This is a genomic window from Myxococcus xanthus (genome assembly GCF_013116825.1).
Classification (GTDB): Bacteria; Myxococcota; Myxococcia; order Myxococcales; family Myxococcaceae; genus Myxococcus; species Myxococcus xanthus_B.
Genome location: NZ_JABFNS010000114.1, coordinates 1 through 22969, shown reverse-complemented (window position 1 = coordinate 22969; position 22969 = coordinate 1). Strand labels below are relative to the sequence as shown.

Here is a 22969-nt window from a genome sequence, read left to right as displayed (position 1 = left end):
CCTAGAGCTTCCGCCGCTGTCCGGTCCGCTTGTACGTGACGTAGTCGGACAGGATGGTGTCGTGGTCGAAGCACAAGTCCTTCGGCAGCTCATCCACGCGGAAGGCGCGGGCCTCGGCCGCGTCGTCGGCGCCCCGCGGTTCGCCATCGGCCGAGCCGATGTAGACGGTGGAGATGTTGTGCTGCCGCGGATCCCGCCGGGGGTCCGAGTACGTGAAGAACTGCTCCGACAGCTTCACGTGGAGTCCCGTCTCTTCCAGGACCTCGCGCACGGCGGCGACGTCGAGCGGCTCGCCCTCATCCACGAAGCCACCGGGCAGCGCCCAGCCGACAGGCGGATTCGCGCGCCGGATGAGGACGACGCGTTCACCGGGCAGCTCGATGATGCAGTCCACGGTGGGCTTGGGGTTGCGGTATTCGGGCATGACCCCCAGTCTACCCGCTGCCGTCACGCTCGCACTTCCTAGATGCGTGCCGTGGAGTATTGTGCGCGCCGTGTCGACTCCGAGACGCCATCGCCTCGTCCTCACTGGCCTGCTCCTGGCGTGCCTTGCGGGCTGCCTGCCCCACGTCCAGGAGCCAGGGGATTACGTCTTCGAGCCCGTCGAGGTCCTCCGCGACGACTGCGGCCTGCTGGAGACCAACCGCCACCAGCTCTACGGCACCCTGCAAATCAGCGGGCGCGTCGTCCGCCTGGACTTCGGTTTCCTGGACAGCCACCTCGTGGGCTATTTCCTGGAGGATGGAGACCACTTCTCCATCGACGGGAGCGTGGTCAAGGCCGCCGCCGAGGTGAACGGCCAGGAGTGCCTGCTGGACCAGGTCAACATCCACATCGACGGTACGACGCAGTGCGAAACGCAGTTCAACGGCGTGCTGCGCGTCCGTTACGACACGCGCCGCCCCGACGAGTGCGTCTGCGAGATGTGGCTGCGCTACGAGGCCGTCAAGGAGTCGAAGCGCTGCGACACGGAGGGTTGAGCCGCGCGCTCCGTGTTCCTAGAACAGGGTGGCATTGTCCACGCTGGAGGAACGCATGGCGGCTTCGAAGCATGAGATTCACTCGGTCCTGACAGAAGCACGCGTCTTTCCGCCGCCAGAGGCGTTCGCCCGGCGCGCGCACATCCGGAGCATGGAGCAGTACCAGCAGCTCTGGGACGAAGCCGCGAAGGACCCTGACAAGTATTGGGGCGACCGCGCCCGCGAGGAGCTGTACTGGAAGGCGCCCTTCCAGACGGTGCTCGACTGGAAGCCGCCGCACGCGCGGTGGTTCGTCGAGGGCAAGACGAACCTGGCCTACAACTGCCTGGACCGGCACCTGGCCACCCGCAAGGACAAGCCCGCCATCCTCTTCGAGGGGGAGCCCGGCGACCGCCGCAGCCTCACGTACGGTGAGCTGTCCACCGAGGTGAACAAGCTGGCCAACGCGCTCAAGTCGCTGGGCGTTCGGAAGGGGGACCGGGTGGGAATCTATCTGCCCATGGTGCCCGAGGCCGCGGTGGCCATGCTGGCGTGCGCTCGCATTGGCGCGGTGCACTCGGTGGTGTTCGGCGGCTTCTCCGCGGAGGCGCTCCACGAGCGCATGAACGACGCGGGCGCGAAGGTGCTGCTCACCGCGGACGGCGGCTGGCGCAAGGGCGCGGTGGTGCCGCTCCTGAAGAACGTGGAGGCGGCGCTGCCGCACATGCCCACCATGGAGAAGGTGGTGGTGCTCCGCCGCACGGGGAGCACGCTGGCGCTGACCGGGCCCAAGCTGGTGGCGTGGGACGCGCTGGTGAGCGGGCAGCCCGCGGAATGTGAACCGGAGTGGGTGGAGAGCGAGCACCCGCTGTTCATCCTCTACACGTCGGGCTCCACTGGAAAGCCCAAGGGCGTGCTGCACACCACGGGCGGCTACGCGGTGAATACGTCGCTCACCATGCGCTGGGTGTTCGACCTGCGCGAAGACGACGTCTACTGGTGCACCGCCGACGTGGGCTGGGTGACGGGCCACTCCTATGTCGTCTACGGCCCGCTGATGAACGGCGTCACCACCGTCCTCTACGAAGGCGCGCCCACCCAGCCGGGGCCGGACCGCTTCTGGGACATCATCGAGCGGTACAAGGCCACCATCCTCTACACCGCGCCCACCGCCATCCGGGCCTTCATGCGCCTGGGCGAGGAGCCCGTGCGCAAGCACGACTTGTCCTCGCTGCGTCTGCTGGGCAGCGTGGGCGAGCCCATCAACCCCGAGGCATGGATGTGGTACCGCGACGTCATCGGCGGGGGCCGCTGCCCCGTGGTGGACACGTGGTGGCAGACGGAGACGGGCTGCATCATGGTGTCGCCGCTCCCGGGCGCCACGCCGACGAAGCCCGGCTCGGCCACGCTGCCGCTGCCCGGCATCCACGCGGAGATTCTGGACCGAGAGGGCAACAAGGTGCCGCGAGGGCAGGGCGGACTGCTCTTCGTCACGCGCCCCTGGCCCTCCATGTTGCGCACGGTGTACGGCGACCCGGACCGCTACGTGCGCACGTACTTCAACGAGCTGCCCGGCCTGTACTTCACCGGCGACGGCGCTCGCACGGATGCGGATGGGTACATCTGGCTGATGGGCCGCGTGGATGACGTGGTCAACGTCGCCGGTCACCGCCTGGGCACCGCGGAGGTGGAGAGCGCGCTGGTGGCGCATGAAACCGTCGCGGAGGCCGCCGTGGTGGGCCGTCCGGACGACTTGAAGGGCACCGCGCTGGTGGCCTTCGTCACCCTGAAGCAGGGCCACACGCCGTCCGACGCGCTGAAGAAGACGCTGGCCGCCCACGTGGGCCGCGAGATTGGCGCCATCGCCCGCCCGGATGAAATCCGCTTCGCGGAGGCGCTGCCGAAGACGCGCTCGGGGAAGATCATGCGTCGGCTGCTGCGCGACGTGGCCGCGGGCAAGCAGGCCTCCGGGGACACCACCACCCTCGAGGACCTCAACGTCCTGGCCGCGCTGAGGCAGAACGACGACTGATGGACACTTGCTCGCACTTCAGGGCAGGGGGCGTCAAAACCCACCTCTGCCCTGGGGTGAAAAACCAGGATTCGTCGTTTCCAGCCCTGGCAATACGTGCTTATCTAGGTATTTCGCGCCTGTTTCAGCCTACGCAGCACATCCGGTCGAATCGGAACAAACGAATACAGCGGAGCCGTCAGGGTAGGCAGGTTGACACTGGAAAGATGCAGAGGCATTAAATGCGCCGCTCGCCCCCCTCCCCGAGCGCCGCGCCTCTCGTTGACAGCGCGACCTTTCCCCCTGGACGTGCTTCATGGATTTCCGAGCTCAACTCGACTCGCCGCTCTTCACCCACTTCATCTCCCATTACGCGCAGCCGACGGGACCTGACCTGCTGGGGCGGACGGAACCCTTCTTCGAGTGGCAGGAGTCGCGGCGGCGGGCGGGCCTGTGGCCGTACTCGCGAAGCCTGGAGGCGGCACCGAAGGCGGAGTGTGGTGTCCGCAGCGAGACGGGGGCGGCGCGTCAGGGGCTGAACTTCGGTTCGCAGGATTACCTGTCGCTGTCCACGCACCCGGCGGTGGTGGAGGCGGCCCATCGGGCCATCCAGGACTACGGGTTGCACAGCGCGGGCTCGGCGATGCTGGGGGGCAATACGACGCCGTCGCTGATGCTGGAGAAGGCGCTCGCGGAGCACCTGCAGACGCCGCACGTGGCGCTGTTCTCCACCGGCTGGGGCGCGGGCTTCGGCGTCATCGCCGGGCTGGTGCGCCCCGATGACCACGTGGTGCTCGACGCGCTGTCGCACGCGTGCCTCCAGCAGGGCGCCGCCGCCGCGACGACGAACGTGAGCCGCGTGCCGCACCTCAACAACCGCGCCATGCGGCGCAAGCTTCAGGAGATTCGCGCTCGCGACACGCAGAACGCGGTGCTCGTCGTCACCGAGGGCCTGTTCTCCATGGACTCGGACGTTCCGCGGATCGAAGAGCTCCAGTCCATCTGCCGTGAGTACGGCGCGACGCTGCTGGTGGACGTGGCCCATGACCTGGGCGCGATGGGGCCCCGGGGGACGGGCAGCCTGGGCGTGCAGGGCCTGCTGGGGAAGGTGGACCTGGTGGTGGGCGCCTTCTCCAAGACGTTCGCGAGCAATGGCGGCTTCGTGGCCACGCGCTCGCCAGCGGTGCGCCAGTTCATCCGCATCATGGGCGGGCCCCACATCTTCTCCAACGCGCTGCTGCCCATGCAGGCGGCGGTGGTGCTGGAGTCGCTGCGCATCGTCCGCTCGGAAGAGGGCGACGCGCTGCGCGCGAAGGCGCGGGAGAACATCCTGGCGCTGCGCGGAGCCTTCGCGGCGCGGGGCGTGACGTGTCTGGGCGAGCCGTCCAACGTCGTCCCCGTGCAGGTGGGCGACGCGAAGGTGGCGCGGCTGGCCTCGAAGAAGGTGTTCGACCGCGACATCTTCGCCAACCTGGTGGAGTACCCGGCCGTTCGCGTGCGCGAGACGCGCTTCCGCATGCAGGTGATGGCGTCCCACACGCTGGAGCAGGTCCAGCGGGCCGCCGACGGGGTGTGCGACGCCATCGAGGAGGCCCGCGCCGAGCTGGAGGTTCGTCCGGCCGCGACGCGCGCCTCCCGCCGCGACGAGCAGCGCCCGCAGGTGGAGCTGTAGCCACCCCGCGCGTCCGCCTGGGCGCTCAGGTGTCGTCGAGGCTGGCGGCGCGCAGATGGGTGACGTCCCCCCACGTCACCAGCCGCCACGCGCCTTCGTGGTAGTCGAACTGGTTCCACCCGGCGTTGAGCACGGAGAAGGTGCGCGGCGCCGCGTGCGGAATCCCCAGGCTGTGACGGAACAGGAGGCTGAGCACGCCTCCGTGGGTCACCACCACCAGCCGTTCGCCCTGGTGGCGCGCGCCCAGTTCCTCCAGGCACTCCACCGCGTGGCGCAGCCGTTGGGACGTGCTCTCCCCGCCGGGGACGATGTAGTCCGGCGCGCCACCGGCGTACGCGGCGAAGACGTCCGGATGCTTCTGGCGTGCCTCGTCCCGGGTGAGGCCTTCCAGGATGCCCAGGCCCCGTTCGCGCAGGCGGGGGTCGGACTGGATGGTGTGGCCCGTGCGGGTGGCGATGCGCCGCGCCGTCTCCCGCGCCCGCCCCAGGTCGCTGCAATAGAGCGCCGAGAATCGGACGGGCTCCAGGCGCGCGGCCAGGGCGTCCGCCTGGCGCAGGCCCACCTGGCTCAGGGTGCTGTCCTGATGTCCCTGGAGGCGCCCCAGGGAGTTCCACTCCGTCTCTCCGTGACGGAGCAGGATGAACTCGGTCGTCATGGACTCAAGCGTCGCTTTGGCGCGTCGCCTGAGTCCAGCACTCAGCGCGTCCGCTCCAGGTGGGTGATGCCTTCTTCCAACAGCGCGGCCACGCCCCGCTTCACGACGTGCACCACCTTGTGGCTGTAGGCCGGCCCTCCGTGCGTGTAGTGGCCGCTGACCTTGTGGTGCAGCTCCGTGGCGCCCCACACCAGCACCAGGTCCGCCCAGTCCAGGTCGCTGCGGGCGCGGTCCGCCGTGCGGCGTTCCGTGCCGTCCACCATCCGCAAGTCAATCTGGTGGCCCAGCTTCGCCTCCAGCTCCTCGCGCACGGCCGGCGAGCCACCCACGACCACCACGCGGCGCACGCTGTAGCGCTGGCAGGCCTCCACGAAGGCCACCTCCGCGCGGCGGTTGGCCGAGCCTCCACAGCGCTCACAGTGCAGCCGTGGCTCGATACGCATCGGCTCACGCCCGCTGGCCTGCGCGACCTTGAGGCACGCGCCGTCCGCGCACACGGCGAAGAAGCGCCCCGTCAGCAGCTCCGCCGCCTTGAGCAGCTTGGGCTCGCTCATGCGCTGGCGGCCGGGGCGGGTGAGGCCCACTTCCTCCAGCACCGCGCGGGTGCGAGCGCGGGCCTCGGGCAGGGTGATGCCTCGCGCGGCCATCCACTCGTCGATGTCCCGGTCGGCGCTCATGACTTCACCCGTGTTCGGGCAGGGGCCTCGGGGAACAGCTCCGCCTGGAGGGCGGAAGGTGGTGCGCTGGTCGGGAGGCCCAGGGCCTCGCGCACCGGCGCGAAGCTGCGTCGGTGGATGGGCAGCACGCCCTTTTCACGCAGCACCTGCAGGTGCTGCGGCGTGGGGTAGCCCTTGTGCGCGGCGAGCCCATAACCCGGGTACTGGTCATCCAGCTCCGCCATCCAGCGATCTCGCGTCGTCTTCGCCAGGATGGAGGCCGCTGCGATGCTGAGAGACAGCGCGTCCCCTTTGATGATGCCCTTCTGCGGCACCGAGCACTCCGGCACCGTGCGCGCATCCACCAGCAGGTGGTCCGGCTTCACCGACAGCCCCTCCACCGCGCGGCGCATGGCCAGCAGGCCCGCGTGGTAGATGTTGATGCGGTCGATCTCCTCCACCTCCGCGCGGCCCACGGCCCAGGCCACCGCGTCGCGCTTGATGGCCTCGGCCAGCGACTCGCGCTTCTCGGCGTCGAGGATCTTCTTCGAGTCATCCAGCCCCTTGAGCCGGAAGCCCTTGGGCAGCACGGCCGCGGCGGCCACGACGGGCCCGGCCAGCGGTGCCATGCCCGCTTCGTCCACGCCCGCGATGTGCGTGTGGCCCTGCTCCCAGAGCTCCGTCTCGAAGCGGAGCAGCTTGCGGATGCGCTGGCCCTCCGCGCGGTTCTTCTCCTGGCGCGAACGGATGCGCCGGGCGAGCGCATGCGCGCCCGCGCGCGGGTCCGCGTCCAACGCCTCCAGCAAGCCGGTGGGGACGGGGTTGGCCTGGGTGACGAAGCGCGCGGTCAGCTCGGACAGCGCGCACTGAAGCAACTGTTCCACGGTGTCTGCGGACATGATGAGGGCCCGGACCTACCTGGAACGTGGGCTGACAGGACCCCTCGCGCGGGGAACGCGCACACAGCGGCAACACATCCCCGCGGCCCCGTGCTCGGAGGAAGCCGGCTGGAGGGCCCCCTTGGGAGCAGGGTAGGCCAGACGCGGGGAAGGCTGACGAGCGTCACGCATGTCACCAGCCGTACTCCATGGGGCGGGTGGAGCACAACCTCCCTCGCGTTCATTCAGATGAATCCATGAAACAGAGGTTGTCTCAGCGTCGCGCGGGGCGGGGCCTACGGATTGAGCTGGAGTTGGAGGGTGGCCGGCTCTGGCTGGCAGTTGCAGGCGTCACACACCCATTCCACCTGCTGGGCCGCGGACACCTTGGCGCCCGCGGTGGCCACGACTCGCACCGCGCTGGGCGCGAGCGATTCGTTGATGGCGGTGCTGACGCCCTGGTCGTCTGTCACGCCGGTGATGCTCACGTGGGAGGTCACGTTGGTGCCGGTGACTGTCGCCCCGCGCACGCGCGCGCCCTCCGCCGACAGCACCTCCACCTTCAACGACACCTGCTCCGTCTGGCAGTCGTCCATCGCGCGCTCCATGCGAGGCGCCTGGTCACATGCCGCGAAGAGACCGAAACCGATGAGCCACGAAAACCAGCGTGCGCGAACCATGCCGTGAAGGGTGATGCTGGCGTGCGAGCGCGGCAACGTCTGTATCAGTCGGAAGTCGGAGACACGCGTTCACTCGCGAAGCGTGCCGCTGCCGTGTCTGGGTAACGGTGGAGCACGTAGCGGTAGACTTCTTCCGCGCGCGGCGCGTCGTGCATCCGTTCACCCAGCACACGCGCCAGAAGTACCAACGCACGGGGCGCGGTGGGCTCATCGGGCGCCGTGTCTGCCGCGGATTCCAACGCCGCTACCGCCAGTGGGAAATTCCCTTCCACGGCCGCGGCCTGTCCGACGAACAGGTGATGCTCCGGGGGCACACGCAGCCGCGGCTGCTGCTGCACGGTGGCATACAGCGACATCGCGAGTGGAACATCGCGGGCGTTCACCGCGGCCGCCAGCGCCTCCAGGGTGTCGTCGTTGGCGCTTCCCGTCTCGCTGGCCGTGGCCGCCGCACCGGTGAAGGGGATGGGACCGGCTTCGCGCAGGGGCGGCGCCATGCGGCTCGGTTGTGCGTCGCCCAGCACGGGGGTCAGGTAGTCCTGCTCGAGGCCATACCCCAGCGCATCGCCCCGCGTGTACAGCAGCAGCCCCACCACGTGCGCGGCGGTGAAGGGGATGACCAGCGTGACGGCTTCGGCCAGTACACGGGAGATGACGAAGAGGTCCAGCATGCGCAGCAGCAACGCCACCCCGTGCGTCATGAGGTGGAGGACGCCCAGGCCCACCAGCGTTCCGGCGACCAGCGTGTAGTCCCGGCCCAGGCGGCGCACGATGCGAAGGGTTCCGGGCACGTCGAACAAGGTCAGCAGTGGCTGGCGCGCGGCGGTGATGAGGAGCGCCGCGGGCAGCCAGAGGACGCCGAGCAGCAGCAGGCCGATCAGCACCGGATCCACTGTCAGCAGCCCGGGGGTGTCCAGGCCCCGAATCCACGCGCCGAGCGCCGAGCGCCCCTCTTGGAGGAGCGGGCGCAGCACGGTGACGTAGAGGAACGCGGGCATCCAGACGATGGCGAAGGTCACCACGCCGCGGAGGCCGGGGAGGACCGCGTCATGGAAGTAGTCGCGGTAGTCGGGCGAGCGCAGCGCCGTCTCGCCGCGCGCCGAGTCCCGCGCGAGCGTGAAGAAGGTGCCCCAGAAGACGCCTCCGTAAATGGTCAGCGGGATGAGCGCCGAGAAGGAGATGGCCAGCTCCACCAGCCACCGGAGCGCCGCCAGGAAGACGCTGACCGCCACGATGACCTGCGAGCCGGACGCGGTGAAGACGTAGCGCCACGCGCCCTTGAGCCGCTGCGCCATGGACACCCGGCTGCGGAAGGTGAGCAGGGTCTGCGCCACGTCGCCGCAGCGCTCGCACGCCACCAGCTCCACCGTCTGGGCCCGCCGGCCCACCACGCAGTCGGGGCAGAGCGTTTCGTTGCACCTCTCGCAACGCCACCCGGCCACGGTGGTCCGATGCCGCTGGCAGCGGGGCAGGGGCGCATCCGGTGGAATGATGTTGGGCGATGAGGGGCTCATGGCCCCCAAGCCTACGATTGCCCGGGGGACTCTTCCCAGGGGCTTCCGAGCCACGCCTGATAGGCGGCCTTCTGGGCGTCGGTGGGGCGCTCCACGCGGGACAGCCACGCCGCCTCCGCGGGCTTCGTCCCCAGCACCACCGGGATTTCCAGCAGCCGGTCGCGGCGGAACACCGTGAGCCGCACCGTCTCGCCGGGCCTCCGCTCCTCGCAGCGGGACAGCAGGGTGGCGCCGTCCACCTTCCAGCCATTCAGCGCGACCAGGTCGTCCTCCACGTAGAGCCCCGCGTCCTGTGCGGGCGAGCCATCCATCACCACCGCCACGGTGCCACTGCCCCGCGTGGTGATGCCCAGCCAGCCCTTGGGCTTGCCTTCCCCCGCCCGCCCTCGCGGCGGCGTGCCTCCCTTGTCGCTGGCGGCCTCGCGCGGACGGAAGTTCAGCTCCAGGCCCACGTGGGAGAAGACGGAGTAGTCCAGCGGCTGCGTGGTGCGCAGCGCCCGATCGAAGAAGGGCGTCAGGTCCACGCCGGCCACCTCGCTGGCCACGGCTTCGACGCCGTCCTCGGGAACGCCAGAGCCGTCGCCGTAGCGCTGCCACAAGACGCGCACGACGTCATCCAGGCCGCGGGCGTCACCGGTGGCGCGGCGGATCTCCAGGTCGAGCAGCGCGGAGACGACCTCGCCCTTGAGGTAGTAGGAGATGGCGCTGTTGGGCGAGTTCTCGTCCGGGCGGTAGTGCTTCACCCAGCTCACCAGCGACGCCTCCGCCAGCGTCTGCACGCGCCGCCCCGGCGTGGCATGCAGCGCGGTGAGCGTTTCGCCCAGGCGCGTGAGGTAGCGCTGCGCGGACATCAGCCCGGCGCGCCGCACGAAGAGGTTGTCGTAGTACGCCGTGGAGCCCTCGAAGGCCCACAGCAGCGAGGTGTAGTTCTCCTGCGCGTAGTCGAAGGGCACCAGCGCGCGCGGCTTCACCCGCTTGATGAACCACAGGTGGAAGTACTCGTGCGCCACCAGGGTGAGCAGGTCCTCCCAGCCACGGTGGGTGGAGAGTCCGACGCGGGGGAACAACAGCGCGGTGCTGGCCTTGTGCTCCAGGCCACCTCGGCCCCGGTCCGTCAGGTACAGCAAGATGAGGTAGCGCGGCATGGGCAGGCCGCCGAATACGCGGGCCTGGCATTCGCAGATGCGCTTCAGGTCCGCGCACAGCCGCTCCGGGTCCTGCACCGTGTCGCCCCACACCACGACTTCGTGCGGCACGCCCTCCACACTGAAGGTGAGCGGCGTGTGGGGGCCGACCTCAAAGGGGCTGTCCACCAACTCGTCGTAGTCCTGGGCGACGAAGGTGCTTGCGCGCTGGCCCAGCGCGCAGAAGGTCCGCCAGCCGGGGGGCGCGTCCACCGTGACGTGGTGCTCCAGCCCGCGCGTGTCCTCCGTGTAGAGGAACGTGGCGGCGCCGTTGAAGTAGGCGTGTGAGCCGTCCAGGTGGTTGGTGCGCACCGTCAGCTCGTTGGCGTAGACGCGGTAGCGCAGCGTGACGGCCACGCCCTTCGCGTCCACCCGCCAGGTGCGCTTGTCCGCGCGCCGCACCGGAAGGAGCGTTCCGTCCGGCGCATGGGCCGTCATGTCCTGCACCTGCCGCGCGAACTCCCGCACCATGTAGCTGCCGGGCGTCCACACCGGCATCACGGCGTCCAGTACGCTGGCGCCTCCTGGAAAGGAGGCTTCCACCTCCAGCAGGTGCGTATGCGGCCGGGGCATGGAGACGCGGTAGCGGACGGCACGGTGCATGAGCAGTGTCCCTCTCCCCCCCGGCCGCAGGTTACTTCGCGCGGACGAGGACGGCGCCGAAGAATCCGTCGGTCCCGTGGGTGTGAGGCGCCAGCCGGAGGAAGGGGCCGGGGCCGACCTTCTCGGCCAGCTCCGCTCCCAGCAGCTCCGCCACCGGCTTCACCGTGAACTCGGGGTGCTTCGCGAGGAAGTCCTCCACCACGTTCTCGTTCTCCTCCCGCAGCACGCTGCACGTGCCATAGATGAGCCGGCCGCCGGGCTTCACCAGCGTGGCGAAGCGCGCCAGCAGGGCCTTCTGCCGGCCCACGTGCATCTCCAAGTCCTCCGGCGTGAGGCGGTAGCGCGCGTCAGGCTTGCGGCGGAAGGTACCGGTGCCGCTGCACGGCGCGTCCACCAGCACCCGGTCCGCCTTGCCCTTGAGGGGCGTCAGCGCGGCGTCGGCGTCCGGGCCTTCGTGGGGGATGAGCTGGGCGCGCACGTTGTGCACCCCCGCGCGGCGCGCGCGCTTCTTCAGGTCCTCCATGCGGCGCTCATCGATGTCCAGGGCGTGCAAGTCACCCCGGTTCTTCATCTGCGCGGCGAGCTGGAGTGTCTTGCCGCCGGCACCCGCGCACGCATCCACCACGCGCGTGGGCGGCGCGTCCACCAGCATGCCGAGCAGCTGGCTGCCCTCGTCCTGGAGCTCCAGCATGCCTTCGCGGAAGCTCTCCAGGGAGAAAGCGTTGATTCGCGTCTCCAGCACCAGGCCCATGGGCGACAGCGGCGTGGGCTTGACGTCCACCGTCTCCGCTCTCAGCCGCTGCGCCAGCGCGTCGCGGTCCCCCTTGAGGAGGTTGGCGCGGGCGACCAGCGGGGCGCGCTCGTTCATCGCCTCCGCGGCGCGAGCGGCATCCCGGCCGAACGTCTGGAGGAAGCGGTCGGCGAGGAAGTCCGGCAGCGACGCGGCGATGGGGAAGCGCTCGCGGGCGGGCAGGGCCTCCAGGGCGGCGGCGGCTTCGGGAAGGGCACCCAGGGCTTGCGCATCCGGGGGCGCCAGCGCGGACTGGCGGGCCACCAGGCCGTGGGGCTCGCCGTAGAGGACGCGCGAGGCGGCAAACCGGAGCACGTCCTGGCGCGAGGTCTCCAGGCTGTCGAAGCGTGGGTGGGCGCGGGACAGCAGGAAGTCCACCGTTCGCTGGCGGCGCAGCAGGCCGTAGACGCGCTCGGCCACGGCGCGGCGCTCGTTGGAGTAGAGGTTGGCCTTGCGGCGCAGGGTGAAGTCCAGCGCGCGGTCGGCCATGCGGCCCTCGTGCCGGACCGAGCCGTACGCCTCCAGGCAGGCCTGGAGGACCAGGTCTTCTCGCAGGGGCCGCTCGGGCCGCTCGGAGGGGGAGAGCTTCTTCCCGGACGGAGCGCCGGACTTCTTCGGGGCCGACCGCGAGGGCGGGCGGGACTTGCGTTGGGTGGCCATGACGGAATGCGGCTTTGCATTCCTCGGGCCGGGTTGACAAGCGCGGAAAGCAAATCCGCCCTGGCGGACGCCCGCCCCGCCGCCGTGTGACGTCAGGAGGAGGGAGCGGGGGACCTTGGGCGGGGAGGCCCTACTTGCGGCGCCGGTGGAGCAGACCCGCGGCCAGCAGGGCCAGGGCCGCCGGGAGGAGGGTGGCGGTGGGGCCCGCGGCGCAGCCACCGCTCGAACTGCTCATGCCGTCATCCGGGGTGCCGGGAGAATCCGGAAGCCCCGGGCGGGGATTGGGTGAGCCCGGGTCCGTCGTGCCGGAATCCGGCGTCTGGGGCTCCTCACCGGGAGTCTCCGTCACCTGGACCAGGGCGGTGGCCGTCTGCTTCACCGTGCCCTGGGTGGCGGTGGCCGTCACCGTGTACTGCCCGGGAATCGCGAAGACGTACTCGGCGACCTCGCCCTCGGCCGTGCCGCCGTCGCCGAAATCCCAGGTTACCGTGGCGGCCTCGAGCGACGGCGTGGCCCGGAAGAAGGCGCGGTGGGGGGCCACGCCCCGCTCGCCCTCCACGGCGAGCGTCAGCTCCCCCGCGGGAAGCTGCTCCTGTGGAGGCAGTTCCTTCTGGAGCGTGAAGCGGTCCACGGTGTCTCCGTTCACCCCGAGCAACTGCGCGGTGAGCGTGCCGTCGACCACCGTCACGTCGAGGAAGCCGTAGGCCTGGTTGTCGCGGATGACGCTCCAGTCCGGCTTGCTGCCGGGGAGCATCCTCAGCGTCGCGCCGCCGCCGCCCACCACCAGGTAGGGGATGCCCTTTTCGCCGGCCCCGGCGACGGCGTCACCCTTCATGGGCTTGCTGCGCTCGTAGTTGTGGTCGTGCCCGGTGAGCACCAGGTCCACGTCGTACTTCTCCATGATGGGGCCGAAGTGGCGGCGCATGGAGAGCTGCGAGCCGTGCTCGCCGCTGGACCAGGGTGGGTGGTGGAAGAAGACAATCTTCCACGGCTGCGTCGAGCCCGCGAGGTCCCGCTCCAGCCACGCCTTCTGCGCATCCCGCGTGCAACGGTCCGCCGACGCCAGTCCCACGGCGCAGTTGGAGTCGAGCGCCACGAAGTGCACGTGGCCCCAGTCGAACGAGTAGTAGCGCTCCGTGCCCTCGGGGTTGTTGGTGGGCAGGTAGAGGTTGTCCAGGGAGGGCTGCCCCTGGTTCGTCACGTACTCATGGTTGCCGAGCGCCGCGAAGAACGGCACCTGGGCCAGCAGGGCCTCCATGGGCACGAAGAGGTTGTTCTGGATTTCCGCCTCGGTGCCATCGGCGTAGGCGTTGTCCCCCAGCGCGACGAACAGCTCCGCCTGCCGCTTGAGCATGGCCGCGGCGACCTTCTTCTGGTTCGAGCCGCCCGTGCCAAAGTCGCCCACCGCCACGAAGTGCACGCTGCGGGTCCCTGGCACCGGCGCGGTACGGAATCGATTGAGCGGCGTGCGCAGGCCACAGGCCGACACCTCGTATGTGTACTCGGTGCCCGGCGTCAGCCCGGTCAGCACCACCGCGTGCACCTTCCCGGCATCCAGGGAGACAGCAGATTGGTTGGCCGCTCCCTCGCCGTAGCGCACCTCCGCCTGACAGTTGGCGGCGAGCCGGAAGGCGATCGTCGCCGTGTCCGGTCCCACCTTCTGCAGATACGGGTCTCGATACAGCGTCCCCGCACTCGCGGTGCTGGCGAGCAGCATCAGCGCGGCCGCCCAGGGGGCAAGGTGAAAGGGGGTCTTCCGGTGCATGCGGCCTCCTCCCGAACAAGCTCGGGATGGAGGCGCAACCGTTCAACCGCTGACCTTCATCCTGCCCCCACCCGGAGTAGGAGACGGTGGGGCAGGGCCCCGTGTATCCGCCTCCTCTCCGGTCAGGCGTCAAGGCTTGACGTCGTAGGCCGCCAGGTCCTCGGTGCGTTCGCCTTCCTCACGCACCTTTCCGATGCCCGGGACGAGCCAGTAGAAGCGCGTCTTGTCTGGCTTCACCTCGCCGTTGTTGTTGACCTTGTCGCGCTGAATCTTGACCGCGTTGGTGAAGGTTCCAGCCCGCGTCGTCACCGTCACGCCGGATTCGAGCACCTTCCAGATATACGTCGGGTCCTTCTGGTCCTTCGAGCCGTCGCCCAGGGTGATGTGCTCGAGCACATCGCTCTTGTACGTCCAGGGCAGGGCGTCTGGAACGCTCGCCACGGCTTTCACCGTGGCGGGAGACCAGGTGGTGGAGCGGACCTGCTGGCCATTGCGGTAGTCGTCCTCGCGCAGACGCACGACGAGCCCGTTGGTGAGCTCCACCTGCCACGAATACTCTTCATAGAGGGTGCCGTTGCGCACGCGGTCCTGGCGGCTGTGCACCTGGACGGCGTTGATGCCCGGTTGGTCCGGGACTTCGCCGGGGCCCACCACCGTCACCTGCTTCTGGAAGTCGCCGTCGACGGGGTCCTGGATGTCGTAGGTCCAGGTGCTGCCCGCGGTCAGCGGCCACAGCGACTGCGACCCGGTGGGCTCCTCTCCGTTGCCCTGACCATCTGGCCCCCCCGGCAGCACCGGCTCTCCCGGCAGTCCGCCGCCGGGTGTCGGGTCCTGCGAATCTCCCGCGGGCAGGCTGTTGCTCCCACACGCCACCAACCACCCCGCCGCGAACACGGCCACCCAACCGCGCCTCATATCCGCTCCTCCCGTGTGCTCCTCGAATTCACCGCCGTCCACCGCAAGCCTCGCAGGGCCGCCCCCTCCGTGCGGCCCAGCGCCGCGGCGAGGGAGCCCGGCTCCGGCTCCTCGACTTCCAATTCCAGCCGACGCCCGTCGAAGTCGAGCGCGCAGCTCTTCACCATGACGTTCCGCTCACCCAGGACCCGGCGCAGCGTGGCCTCCGCGCCCACCAGGTCATCCGACTGCGCCGACAGCACCAGCCGCTGCTTCGCCGTGGCGGGCACCTCCTCGCGGTTGAAGCAATCCAGCACGAAGAGCAGGGCCATCACGAACACCGTCCCGACGGACGCAAGCCCCAGGCTGCCGTGGCCGCACGCCATGCCCAGGCCAATCATCAGGAAGAGGATGGCCGCGTCACGCGGGTCCTTGAGTCCCGAGCGGAACCGGACGAAGCCGCCCAGGCCCACCAGCCCGAAGGCCTTCGCCAGGCTGTCGCCGATGACGGCGGTGATGACCGCCGCCGCCGCGCACAGCAGCACCTGCGCCTGAATCATGTCCGCCTTGGGCAGCGCCCGCTTCATGAGCAGACGCCAGGGCCGCAGCGACAGCAGGGTGCCAATGAGCGCCGCGGCCAGCATCCGCGGCAGAATCGCGGTGACAGACAGCGCGCTGAGCTCCGCTTTCGCGCCCTCGAACAGGGCTGAGAATGATGCGTCCATGGCGGTGACCTAGGCTTCCATCCGGGGAGAGGTGTCCACGCGGACCGTGCGCGCGGGCTGCTGCGTGAGCGCCCGTGCGGTCGCGGCCACGGCATAGGCGTTGCGCAGCACCGGCAGCCGGTCTGGCTGCTCCGCCAGCACGCGCTCGATGAGCGCCTGCGCGTGCGGTCCCATGGGCAGTCCCTTCAAGGAGGACAGCGCGGTGGTGGGCCACCGGCCCAGATGGTCCACACGCAGCTTCCAGGCCCGCGAGACATCCATGCCGTCCACCGAATCCAGCGCCTCCTTCGTCTGCGGCGCGCCGCGCTCGCGCAGCGCCCAGGCTTCGTCGGTATCCAGGCCCGTCAGCGAGCGGAGCACCAGCTTCAGCGCCTTGCCTGCCAGGGCCTCTCGCAGGCCTCGGGCCACCGGTGTGTCCAGGCCCTGGGTGCTGCGCAGCACCGCCAGCCGGTCATGCGGCAGCAGGACTTCGCGCAGCGCATCCGCCCGCGCCCCCGGGACGCCGGTGAGGCTGCTCGCCACCTCCGAGAACAGCTTGCGCTGCATGCCCGCCTCGCGCACCAACCAGGACTCCTCGCAGTCCTGGCCGGCGAGCCCCGCGAGCACGTCCGCCAGCCGCCCGTCCCGCATGGCGCGCTCGCGCAGGGCCCACGCCGGGGCCGAGCCATCGTTCTTGAGGCTCGCCAGCACCTCCGTGGGGGCCCGCGCGTATAGCCGCTGCCGCAACAGGGCCGCGCGCGAGTCCATGCGGCCCGTGAGGCTGAAGGCCACCTCCGCGGGCGCCAGGTCCGCCAGCACCTCGCGCAGTTCCATGGCCGGTACGTCCGCCAGGCCCGCCATGCCGCGCGCGGTGAGGCCCGGGAAGCGCTCCGCGAAGGCCAGGCGCTGCTGGTGCGCGGCCATGCCCGGGATTCCGCTCAACATCCACACCGCGAGCGCCGGTTCGCGCTGCTCCACGGTGTCCAGCGTCTGGAAGAAGCGCTCTTCCAGGTTCTCGAGCGTGGTGGGGCTGGCATGCCGCGGCCGGGCTGGCGCCGGGACGATGCGCTGCACCTGCTGTTCGCGACCCTCCAGCCGTGCGACGACGGCGTCCACCAAACGCTGCTCCAGCACGCGCAGAGGGACGTCGTTGTTCTCCAGGATGATCCACCGCTGCGGATCCTTCCGCGCCATCTCCAGGAAGGACTCGCGCACGCGCACCGCCAGGCCCGCGCCCACCAGTCCCTTCCGGCTGTCCCCATCATGGACGCGCTTGCTCTGGAGCTTGCCCAGGCGCTTGCGCAGTCGGGCGAGGTCTGGATCCACGTCCACCAGGATGACCAGGTCCGGCCACAGGCCCTGCGAGGCCAGCTCGCACGCGGGGCGCAGCTCGTCCATGGGCAGCCCGCGGCCCCCTCCGCTGAGGGCGAGCTGTGAGTACAGGTAGCGGTCGGTGATGCACACCTCGCCCCGGGACAGCGCGGGCGCCACCACTTCATCCAGTTGTTGGGCGTCCCGCGCCAGGTTGAGGAAGAACTCCGTGCGTGGAGACATCTCCAGCAGCCGGGAGTCTCGCGTCAGCTCCCGGATGCGCCGCGCCGCGGGCGCCTGCAGCTCGCCGCCCTCCCGCGCATGCGCCACCCGGTAGCCCAGCCGCTTCAGCTTCGCGGCCAGCAGGTTGGAGAGCGTCGTCTTGCCGCTTCCGTCAATTCCCTCGAAGTCGATGAACACTGTGCCCTATCCCCCTGCGACGCCATCCGCGGCGAAAGCGTGGACCTTCGCCATTCCCTCTGCGAACTTGCTGTAGGCCGGCGCTCCGCCCGGATTGAGCGACGCCAGCCATTCGGGCAGCTCGTGCCCGAGATGCTTCACCTCCACCACCACTCGCGGCTCCACCCACCGCGCGGGCTCCAGCCGCTCCACCGACAATGCAAGCTGGGACAGCGCCTGCTCCGGCGCAATCCGGTGGTAGCGAATGTCTCGATCCACCGTCACCCGCCACGCCTGCGACGACTGGTACACGTGGCGCGTGTACGTCACCGCCAGCACCGGACTGAGACTGCCTCCGGCGATGAGCGGCAGCAGGCTGGCCCCGCCATGCAGCGCGCGGCCCAGGTCCGAGCGCGGCACCCAGACGCGGCGCTTCTGCGTGAGGCCGTGGCGCTCCCGTTTCACCTCCAGCACCACCCGCGCCTCGCCGTCCGCGCCCCGGTCCGGTGCGTACTCCTTCGTTCGAACCTTGAGACAGTCTTCCGGCGTGAGCAGGGCCCGCGCCGCCAGCGGGCCACCGGGCCGGTCGAAGTACACGGACACGATGCGCGTGGGCGGCGGCAGGTGCCCCTCCAGCTCCAGCGACAGGCGCGTGCCCAGGGCCGCGGCCGTCTTCTCCTCCAGCACCAGCTTGAATTCCCGCCGGAGCTTGGTGACTTCACCTTCCGCGAACGACAGCATCGTTTGGGTCTCCGTGCTCAGAAGCGTGCGCCGAGTTCGATGGAATGCTGCAGGCCAGGGAATTCATCGCCGGGGCGCAGCGCGCGCTCCGTCTGGAATTGGGCCCGGAAGCGGGTGCCGAGCAGCACGTTGAAGCCGCCCACCAATGAATGTCCGTCCCCCCGAACCGTGTCGCCGCGAAGCTGCAAGGCCTCCACGCCCGCGACGGGCTGGATGGCCCATTCGTTGCCCACGTGGATGAGGTACTGGGCCAGCAGCATCTGCGCCGTGAAGGGCCCCATGGGCAGCCGCCCGGAAATGGCCTCGCCGGTGAAGACGAAGCCCGCCAGCTTCAGCTCCGCGTCCGCGGCCACCGCGTGCTTGCGCGCCAGGTCCATTGCTTCGGAGACGTAGGTGCTGACGCCCACGGTGAGCGGCTTGAAGTTGAAGGGCCGCAGGCTCACGCGCGCGGCGGCGTCTTCCTTCAACCGCACGCCCGCCTCGTCGATGGCTCCCTGGAAGAAGCCCGCGGAGATTTTGAGCCCCCAGACCTGCTTCAGCCGGACTTCGCCCATCAGCCCCATGCGGCGGCCACCCATCTGATGGGTCTCCGTGATGTACTCCTCCACCAGTCCGCGGGTCTGGATGGGCAGGTCCCACGATGACTCCAGCGAGCGCTGGAGGAAGGGCGTCTTGAACTGGCCGCCGTAGAGTCGGAAGCGCTTGCGGTCATCCGCCAGGCGCACGAAGGCGTCCTTGAGCATCTGCGAGTCCGCCAGGTCCGCCGTCACTTCGGCTTCCAGGTTGGGCAATGACGTGCTCACGCCCACGCGTGCGTCCGCGATGGAGAGGCGGCGCTGGTACTGGTTGCGCTCGTCGGCACGGGCCCGTGCGGACACGCGTCCGATGACGCGGATGGTCTGCACCTCGCTCTTGGGCTTGTCGTCAATCGCGTCCGGATTCTCGCCCAGCGAATCGTCCTGCGCCTGACCAGGCCGCTGTTTCCGCTGGCGCTTGTTCGCGTCCTGCGCTGCCGTCGCCTCGCCATCCGCTCCGGGGCGGGGACTCACGGAAGGCGGCTGCGCGCCGGGCGCAGGCCGCGACGGAGGCGGCAGGGCCTGGGCCATGGCGCCCTCGAGCTGCGTCTGTGTGGCGTCATCCTCCTCCGGCAGCAAGGGCTCAGGAGGCTCAACGCCGTCCACCACGCCGCCTGACAGAGGGTCATCCTCCACGGGCGCGGCAACTGCCTCCGTCCGTGGGGCGGGTGTCTTGGCGACAGCCCACGCCGGCATGCCCATCAAGATCGCGACGAGCAGGTTCCGCCTCGTCCGCTCATTCACCTGCCACCCGCCCATGTCCACGCCTCCCCGACCGCCACCAGAGCGCGTCCACTGCAACACGGGTGCCCGTTCGATGAGCGGACGCGGAGGGTTGGGGGAGGTTGGGTTCCGGACGAAAAGCGGGCCCGACGGCGCAGAAAAGCAATGACCTGGTCGTCACGTTGCCGTGACAGGGAACGGAAGTTCCCAACGTCGCGGCAGGCGACCCTGTACGAATGCCCGTCGGTTGGAAGGAGTTACTGCCCGGACGGAGGATCGGCCGGAGGGGTGGGGACGCTGCCCGCTTCCGGCGTGGAGGGCGCCGCAGGTGGGGGCGGAATCTCCGTTGCCCCAGGGGTGGAGCCGGACGACTTCACGCGCCGCAGGACGTTGCGCAGGCCCAGGGCCAGCGCCGTACCGGCACCCACCAGAATCAACCCCCAGCCCATGCCGCGGGGCAGGGGGGAGCTGGCCACGGAGAAGCGCGCGGTGATGACCTTCAGGTGGGTCCCTCGGTACCGCACCTCCAGGTCCCAGGGGCCGGGCTCGTCCGGAGTGAACTGGGTGTGCCAGTTGACCCCGTCCCGCGTCAGCGTCTTCGTCTGCTGGGATGGCGACCCGGTGGGGTGGAAGGTGACGGTGAGGGGGCCGTCGAACTCGGGTCCCTCAAAATTGCCTACATGCAACGACACGGAGATGGGCTCTCCCTCCGTTGGCAAGGCGGGGTGGAGGGTGCCCTGGAGGCGCTCCTCCGCGTCGGACCAGCGGAGCTCCAGAACGTCCCCACGGCGTTCGACACGAATCTGATCGTTCGCGGGAGCCGCAACCGTGGTAGTTGCAATGAGGAGGCTGGCGATCAGTGCCCATCCGGATTTGAATCCGGGGTGCCTTTGCCTCCGAAGTGGCTGTCCTCTAAGATGCGCTGCCCTGCTGCATTCCACCTGAGCCTGCTCCCCGCCGGCAATGTCCCGGGATGAACCCTCAATCATTCGGGAAATATCAGCTTCTTAAGAAGCTCGCCACGGGCGGCATGGCCGAGGTCTGGCTGGCGCGCCAGACGGGCATCGAGGGGTTCCACAAGAACCTCGTGGTGAAGCGCATCCTCCCGCACCTCGCGGAGGACCGTGAGTTCGTGGAGATGTTCCGGAACGAGGCGCTGATTGCCGCGCGCTTCAATCACCCGAACATCGCCCAGGTCTACGAGTTCGGCGAGGCCAACGGCACCTATTACATCGCCATGGAGTTCATCCACGGCGAGGACCTGGGCCGGGTGATGCGCAAGGCCGCCAGCACGGGGCAGTGGGTGGCGCGGCCGCTGGCCATTCGCATCGTCGCCGCCGCTTGCGAGGGCCTGCACTACGCCCACAGCCGCACGGATGACGCCGGCCGGCCCCTGCGCGTGGTGCACCGCGACATCTCGCCGCAGAACATCCTGATCAGCTTCGACGGCTCGGTGAAGCTGGTGGACTTCGGCATCGCGAAGGCCGCGGATCAGGCATCGCTCACGAAGTCGGGCGCCATCAAGGGCAAGTTCGCGTACATGGCGCCGGAGCAGGCCGCCGGCAAGCCACTGGACGGGCGCGCGGACATCTTCGCCATCGGTCTGGTGCTCTACGAGCTGCTCACGGGCGTGCGTCCGTTGAAGCGCGACTCGGAGCTGGCCACGCTGCAGGCCGCCATGGAGTGCGCCATCGCCGCGCCCTCTCAGGTGGCGGACGTCCCGGAGGAGATGGACCCGGTGGTGATGCGGGCCATCGCGAAGAACTCGGACGACCGTTACCGGGACGCGCGCCAGTTCCAGATGGCGCTGGAAGAGATTCTCGTCGGGCAGCGCTGGGTGGCAGGCTCGGTGCAGATCTCCGAGCTGATGGAGACGCTCTTCGCCGACCGTCTGGCCGAGGAGAAGGCCCAGGGCCAGGTGGTTCCCGTGGGCGAGGACTCCGCGAACTCCGGCACGCCCATGCCGCCCACGCCGCCGCCGCAGGAGCGTGGCCGCAGCCGCACCTCCGCCGCCGCGGACATGAACTGGGAGGCGCCGCCGGGCGAGGCCTCGGTTCGCGAGCGCCAGCGCGGCTCGTCTTCCCGCACGTCCATGGGGCCCCGGCGCACCTCGGCCGCGGTGCCCGCGGTGGAGCCCGACGAACAGGGGGAGTGGGATGCGCCGTCCGGAATCGAGGAGGCCCCGCCGCCGCGCCGGAGCAGGACGTCCGCGGAGCTGCGCCGTCCGTCCAACCCCAACTCCACCCAGATTGCGCGGACGAGCTCCCGTTCGGACCTGAGCCGGACCGGCGTGGGCGAGCCGCCCCCGCCTCGCCGCTCCGCCACGCGCGCCGCCCCCATCGTGGAGGACCCGGGGCCGCCTCCGTCCCGCTCGCGCGCGAGCATGGCGGCGGTCGATGAGCGCACCCGGATGGAGGACGAGGAGCTGGACGACGAGCGGACCATGCTTCCGCCGCCGGAGCCCGCGCCGCCTCCTCGCCGCCGGACCGGGATGCACTCCGGCATCCACCCCTCCGAGGCCCCGCCGCGCCGCCGCACGTCGAGCCGCGCCGAGATGCCGTCGCCCCCACCGCGTTCGAGGACGTCGAGCGTGGGCCTGTCGCGTTCGCGCGCCGAGGACGCCGAGGTGGACCGGGCGCTGGAGAAGTCCACGCGGAGTGCTCGCGCGGGTGTGGCCAAGCGCAACATCGCCACCGTCGGGTTCATCGTGGGGCTGGTGGCCGTGGGGGTGGTGTTCCACAAGCCCATCCTCGCGGTGCTCAACAGCCGCGCCTCCGACGGACAGTCGGTGACGCTGTCGGTCAACACCAACGAGAAGGTGAAGGTCTCGGTGCGCCACACCGAACGCTGCGGCAGTCCGCAGCCGGTGACGGAGCTGGGAGAGACACCCCTCGTCAATGCGACGGGCGTCCATCTCCAGGACACGCTCATCCTGGTGAATGAGCAGCAGGGCATCTACAAGGAGGAGGTCGACACGCTCGCCTTCGGTGAGCCCGGTCAGGCCAAGTCCTTCACCTACGAGTTCCGCCGGGGCCAGCTCCAGCTGACGCTGAAGCCGGACGGTCTGCGCGGCATCTCCGTGAAGCGCAATGGCCAGGACCAGGGCACCTACCTGGGCAACAAGGGCATGAAGCTCGACCTCATGGAGGGCCGCCACAAGCTGGAGCTGCAGGGCGGGCCCCTGAAGGAGCCATTCATGTTCGAGGTCGAGATCAAGCCCGGCCTCATCAACAAGCAGACCGAAGACTTGTCCGCCTTCGTGGGCTAGCGGCGTGCCGCCCCGTCAGTAGCGGGGCAGGCTGGGGTCCACCTGCAGGGAGTACAGGTCGATGCCGCCTCGCAGCGACACCGCGTCGATGCCCAGCGACATCAGGTAGGCCGCGCCGTCCAGGCTGCGCACGCCATGGTGGCAGTAGACCACCACGGGCCGGCCGCGCAGGGCCTCCAGTTCATCCGCGCGCTCTTCCAATTCAGGCAGGGGAATCAGCAGCGAGTCCGGCAAGGCCACCCACGCATTCTCCGTGGGAAAACGCACGTCGAGCAGCGCGGGGCGGGACTCCGCGCTGCTCGACGTGCGTTTTCCCACGGAGAATGCGTG

The 22969-nt window shown here is 69.9% G+C and carries 20 protein-coding genes; 4 read left to right on the top strand and 16 right to left on the bottom strand.

Annotation, left to right across the window (positions count from 1 at the left end; all coding sequences use genetic code 11):
* Nucleotide 1: 1 nt before the first annotated feature.
* The gene (locus HNV26_RS27630) at nt 2-424 is read right to left on the bottom strand and encodes an NUDIX domain-containing protein (RefSeq protein ID WP_171440670.1); all 423 of its coding nucleotides are present in this window, start codon (nt 422-424) and stop codon (nt 2-4) included.
* Nucleotides 425-485: 61 nt separating this feature from the next.
* On the opposite strand from HNV26_RS27630, the gene HNV26_RS27625 reads away from it, so the two are divergent.
* The 3 genes from HNV26_RS27625 (at nt 486) to HNV26_RS27615 (ending at nt 4642) form a co-directional block, all read left to right on the top strand.
* Nucleotides 486-980 (top strand): hypothetical protein, encoded by a 495-nt coding sequence (locus HNV26_RS27625; protein ID WP_171440675.1) that lies wholly within the window; start codon nt 486-488, stop codon nt 978-980.
* 55 nt (nt 981-1035) lie between these two features.
* The gene (gene acs / locus HNV26_RS27620) at nt 1036-2991 is read left to right on the top strand and encodes an acetate--CoA ligase (protein WP_171440669.1); all 1956 of its coding nucleotides are present in this window, start codon (nt 1036-1038) and stop codon (nt 2989-2991) included.
* A gap of 295 nt (nt 2992-3286) precedes the next feature.
* Nucleotides 3287-4642, top strand: a complete 1356-nt coding sequence (locus HNV26_RS27615) for an aminotransferase class I/II-fold pyridoxal phosphate-dependent enzyme (protein ID WP_171440668.1) — start codon at nt 3287-3289, stop codon at nt 4640-4642.
* 25 nt (nt 4643-4667) lie between these two features.
* On the opposite strand, the gene HNV26_RS27610 is transcribed toward HNV26_RS27615, so the two are convergent.
* The 14 genes from HNV26_RS27610 to HNV26_RS27545 all read right to left on the bottom strand — a co-directional run bounded on the left by HNV26_RS27610 (nt 4668) and on the right by HNV26_RS27545 (nt 20063).
* On the bottom strand, nt 4668-5297 hold the full coding sequence (locus HNV26_RS27610; RefSeq protein WP_171440667.1) for a histidine phosphatase family protein: 630 nt from the start codon (nt 5295-5297) through the stop codon (nt 4668-4670).
* A gap of 41 nt (nt 5298-5338) precedes the next feature.
* Nucleotides 5339-5974: a hypothetical protein gene (locus HNV26_RS27605; RefSeq protein ID WP_140861901.1), complete on the bottom strand. Its 636-nt coding sequence runs from the start codon at nt 5972-5974 to the stop codon at nt 5339-5341.
* Nucleotides 5971-6852 (bottom strand): ribonuclease HII, encoded by an 882-nt coding sequence (gene rnhB, locus HNV26_RS27600; RefSeq protein ID WP_171440666.1) that lies wholly within the window; start codon nt 6850-6852, stop codon nt 5971-5973. Before rnhB ends, HNV26_RS27605 begins: the two co-directional genes overlap by 4 nt.
* A gap of 275 nt (nt 6853-7127) precedes the next feature.
* Entirely contained in the window at nt 7128-7511 is a 384-nt protein-coding gene (locus tag HNV26_RS27595; protein ID WP_253817105.1) for a carboxypeptidase regulatory-like domain-containing protein, read from the bottom strand.
* Nucleotides 7512-7555: 44 nt separating this feature from the next.
* Complete coding sequence (locus HNV26_RS27590; protein WP_171440664.1) at nt 7556-9022, bottom strand: tetratricopeptide repeat protein; 1467 nt, start codon at nt 9020-9022, stop codon at nt 7556-7558.
* 11 nt (nt 9023-9033) lie between these two features.
* On the bottom strand, nt 9034-10809 hold the full coding sequence (locus HNV26_RS27585) for a M61 family metallopeptidase (RefSeq protein WP_171440663.1): 1776 nt from the start codon (nt 10807-10809) through the stop codon (nt 9034-9036).
* A gap of 31 nt (nt 10810-10840) precedes the next feature.
* Entirely contained in the window at nt 10841-12259 is a 1419-nt protein-coding gene (locus tag HNV26_RS27580) for an RsmB/NOP family class I SAM-dependent RNA methyltransferase (protein ID WP_171440662.1), read from the bottom strand.
* A gap of 130 nt (nt 12260-12389) precedes the next feature.
* On the bottom strand, nt 12390-14024 hold the full coding sequence (locus tag HNV26_RS27575) for a metallophosphoesterase (RefSeq protein WP_171440661.1): 1635 nt from the start codon (nt 14022-14024) through the stop codon (nt 12390-12392).
* 129 nt (nt 14025-14153) lie between these two features.
* A complete protein-coding gene (locus HNV26_RS27570; RefSeq protein ID WP_171440660.1) occupies nt 14154-14939 on the bottom strand; it encodes a hypothetical protein in 786 nt (261 codons plus the stop codon).
* Nucleotides 14936-15643 carry a DUF4956 domain-containing protein gene (locus tag HNV26_RS27565; RefSeq protein ID WP_171440659.1) on the bottom strand — a complete coding sequence of 236 codons (708 nt, stop codon included), beginning with the start codon at nt 15641-15643 and terminating at the stop codon, nt 14936-14938. Before HNV26_RS27565 ends, HNV26_RS27570 begins: the two co-directional genes overlap by 4 nt.
* Nucleotides 15644-15652: 9 nt before the next feature.
* Entirely contained in the window at nt 15653-17353 is a 1701-nt protein-coding gene (tmk, locus tag HNV26_RS27560) for a dTMP kinase (RefSeq protein WP_171440658.1), read from the bottom strand.
* Between the two features lie 6 nt (nt 17354-17359).
* Nucleotides 17360-18073: a VTC domain-containing protein gene (locus HNV26_RS27555; protein WP_171440657.1), complete on the bottom strand. Its 714-nt coding sequence runs from the start codon at nt 18071-18073 to the stop codon at nt 17360-17362.
* Nucleotides 18074-18090: 17 nt separating this feature from the next.
* Nucleotides 18091-19407 carry a putative porin gene (locus HNV26_RS27550; RefSeq protein WP_216612772.1) on the bottom strand — a complete coding sequence of 439 codons (1317 nt, stop codon included), beginning with the start codon at nt 19405-19407 and terminating at the stop codon, nt 18091-18093.
* A 221-nt stretch (nt 19408-19628) separates the two neighbouring features.
* Nucleotides 19629-20063 carry a hypothetical protein gene (locus tag HNV26_RS27545; RefSeq protein WP_366817009.1) on the bottom strand — a complete coding sequence of 145 codons (435 nt, stop codon included), beginning with the start codon at nt 20061-20063 and terminating at the stop codon, nt 19629-19631.
* A gap of 281 nt (nt 20064-20344) precedes the next feature.
* Here HNV26_RS27545 and HNV26_RS27540 point away from each other — a divergent pair, with 281 nt between their 5' ends.
* Nucleotides 20345-22639, top strand: a complete 2295-nt coding sequence (locus HNV26_RS27540; RefSeq protein WP_171440654.1) for a serine/threonine protein kinase — start codon at nt 20345-20347, stop codon at nt 22637-22639.
* 15 nt (nt 22640-22654) lie between these two features.
* On the opposite strand, the gene HNV26_RS27535 is transcribed toward HNV26_RS27540, so the two are convergent.
* Nucleotides 22655-22957: a rhodanese-like domain-containing protein gene (locus HNV26_RS27535; RefSeq protein ID WP_171452903.1), complete on the bottom strand. Its 303-nt coding sequence runs from the start codon at nt 22955-22957 to the stop codon at nt 22655-22657.
* Nucleotides 22958-22969: the final 12 nt, after the last annotated feature.

What these genes read in the sequence shown, in the direction of transcription:
- HNV26_RS27630 (WP_171440670.1), bottom strand. Translation starts at nt 424, where the DNA reads ATGCCCGAATACCGCAACCCCAAGCCCACCGTGGACTGCATCATCGAG.
- acs (WP_171440669.1), top strand. Translation starts at nt 1,036, where the DNA reads ATGGCGGCTTCGAAGCATGAGATTCACTCGGTCCTGACAGAAGCACGC.
- HNV26_RS27615 (WP_171440668.1), top strand. Translation starts at nt 3,287, where the DNA reads ATGGATTTCCGAGCTCAACTCGACTCGCCGCTCTTCACCCACTTCATC.
- HNV26_RS27610 (WP_171440667.1), bottom strand. Translation starts at nt 5,297, where the DNA reads ATGACGACCGAGTTCATCCTGCTCCGTCACGGAGAGACGGAGTGGAAC.
- HNV26_RS27605 (WP_140861901.1), bottom strand. Translation starts at nt 5,974, where the DNA reads ATGAGCGCCGACCGGGACATCGACGAGTGGATGGCCGCGCGAGGCATC.
- rnhB (WP_171440666.1), bottom strand. Translation starts at nt 6,852, where the DNA reads ATGTCCGCAGACACCGTGGAACAGTTGCTTCAGTGCGCGCTGTCCGAG.
- HNV26_RS27595 (WP_253817105.1), bottom strand. Translation starts at nt 7,511, where the DNA reads ATGGTTCGCGCACGCTGGTTTTCGTGGCTCATCGGTTTCGGTCTCTTC.
- HNV26_RS27590 (WP_171440664.1), bottom strand. Translation starts at nt 9,022, where the DNA reads ATGAGCCCCTCATCGCCCAACATCATTCCACCGGATGCGCCCCTGCCC.
- HNV26_RS27585 (WP_171440663.1), bottom strand. Translation starts at nt 10,809, where the DNA reads ATGCACCGTGCCGTCCGCTACCGCGTCTCCATGCCCCGGCCGCATACG.
- HNV26_RS27580 (WP_171440662.1), bottom strand. Translation starts at nt 12,259, where the DNA reads ATGGCCACCCAACGCAAGTCCCGCCCGCCCTCGCGGTCGGCCCCGAAG.
- HNV26_RS27575 (WP_171440661.1), bottom strand. Translation starts at nt 14,024, where the DNA reads ATGCACCGGAAGACCCCCTTTCACCTTGCCCCCTGGGCGGCCGCGCTG.
- HNV26_RS27570 (WP_171440660.1), bottom strand. Translation starts at nt 14,939, where the DNA reads ATGAGGCGCGGTTGGGTGGCCGTGTTCGCGGCGGGGTGGTTGGTGGCG.
- HNV26_RS27565 (WP_171440659.1), bottom strand. Translation starts at nt 15,643, where the DNA reads ATGGACGCATCATTCTCAGCCCTGTTCGAGGGCGCGAAAGCGGAGCTC.
- HNV26_RS27555 (WP_171440657.1), bottom strand. Translation starts at nt 18,073, where the DNA reads ATGCTGTCGTTCGCGGAAGGTGAAGTCACCAAGCTCCGGCGGGAATTC.
- HNV26_RS27550 (WP_216612772.1), bottom strand. Translation starts at nt 19,407, where the DNA reads ATGGGCGGGTGGCAGGTGAATGAGCGGACGAGGCGGAACCTGCTCGTC.
- HNV26_RS27540 (WP_171440654.1), top strand. Translation starts at nt 20,345, where the DNA reads ATGAACCCTCAATCATTCGGGAAATATCAGCTTCTTAAGAAGCTCGCC.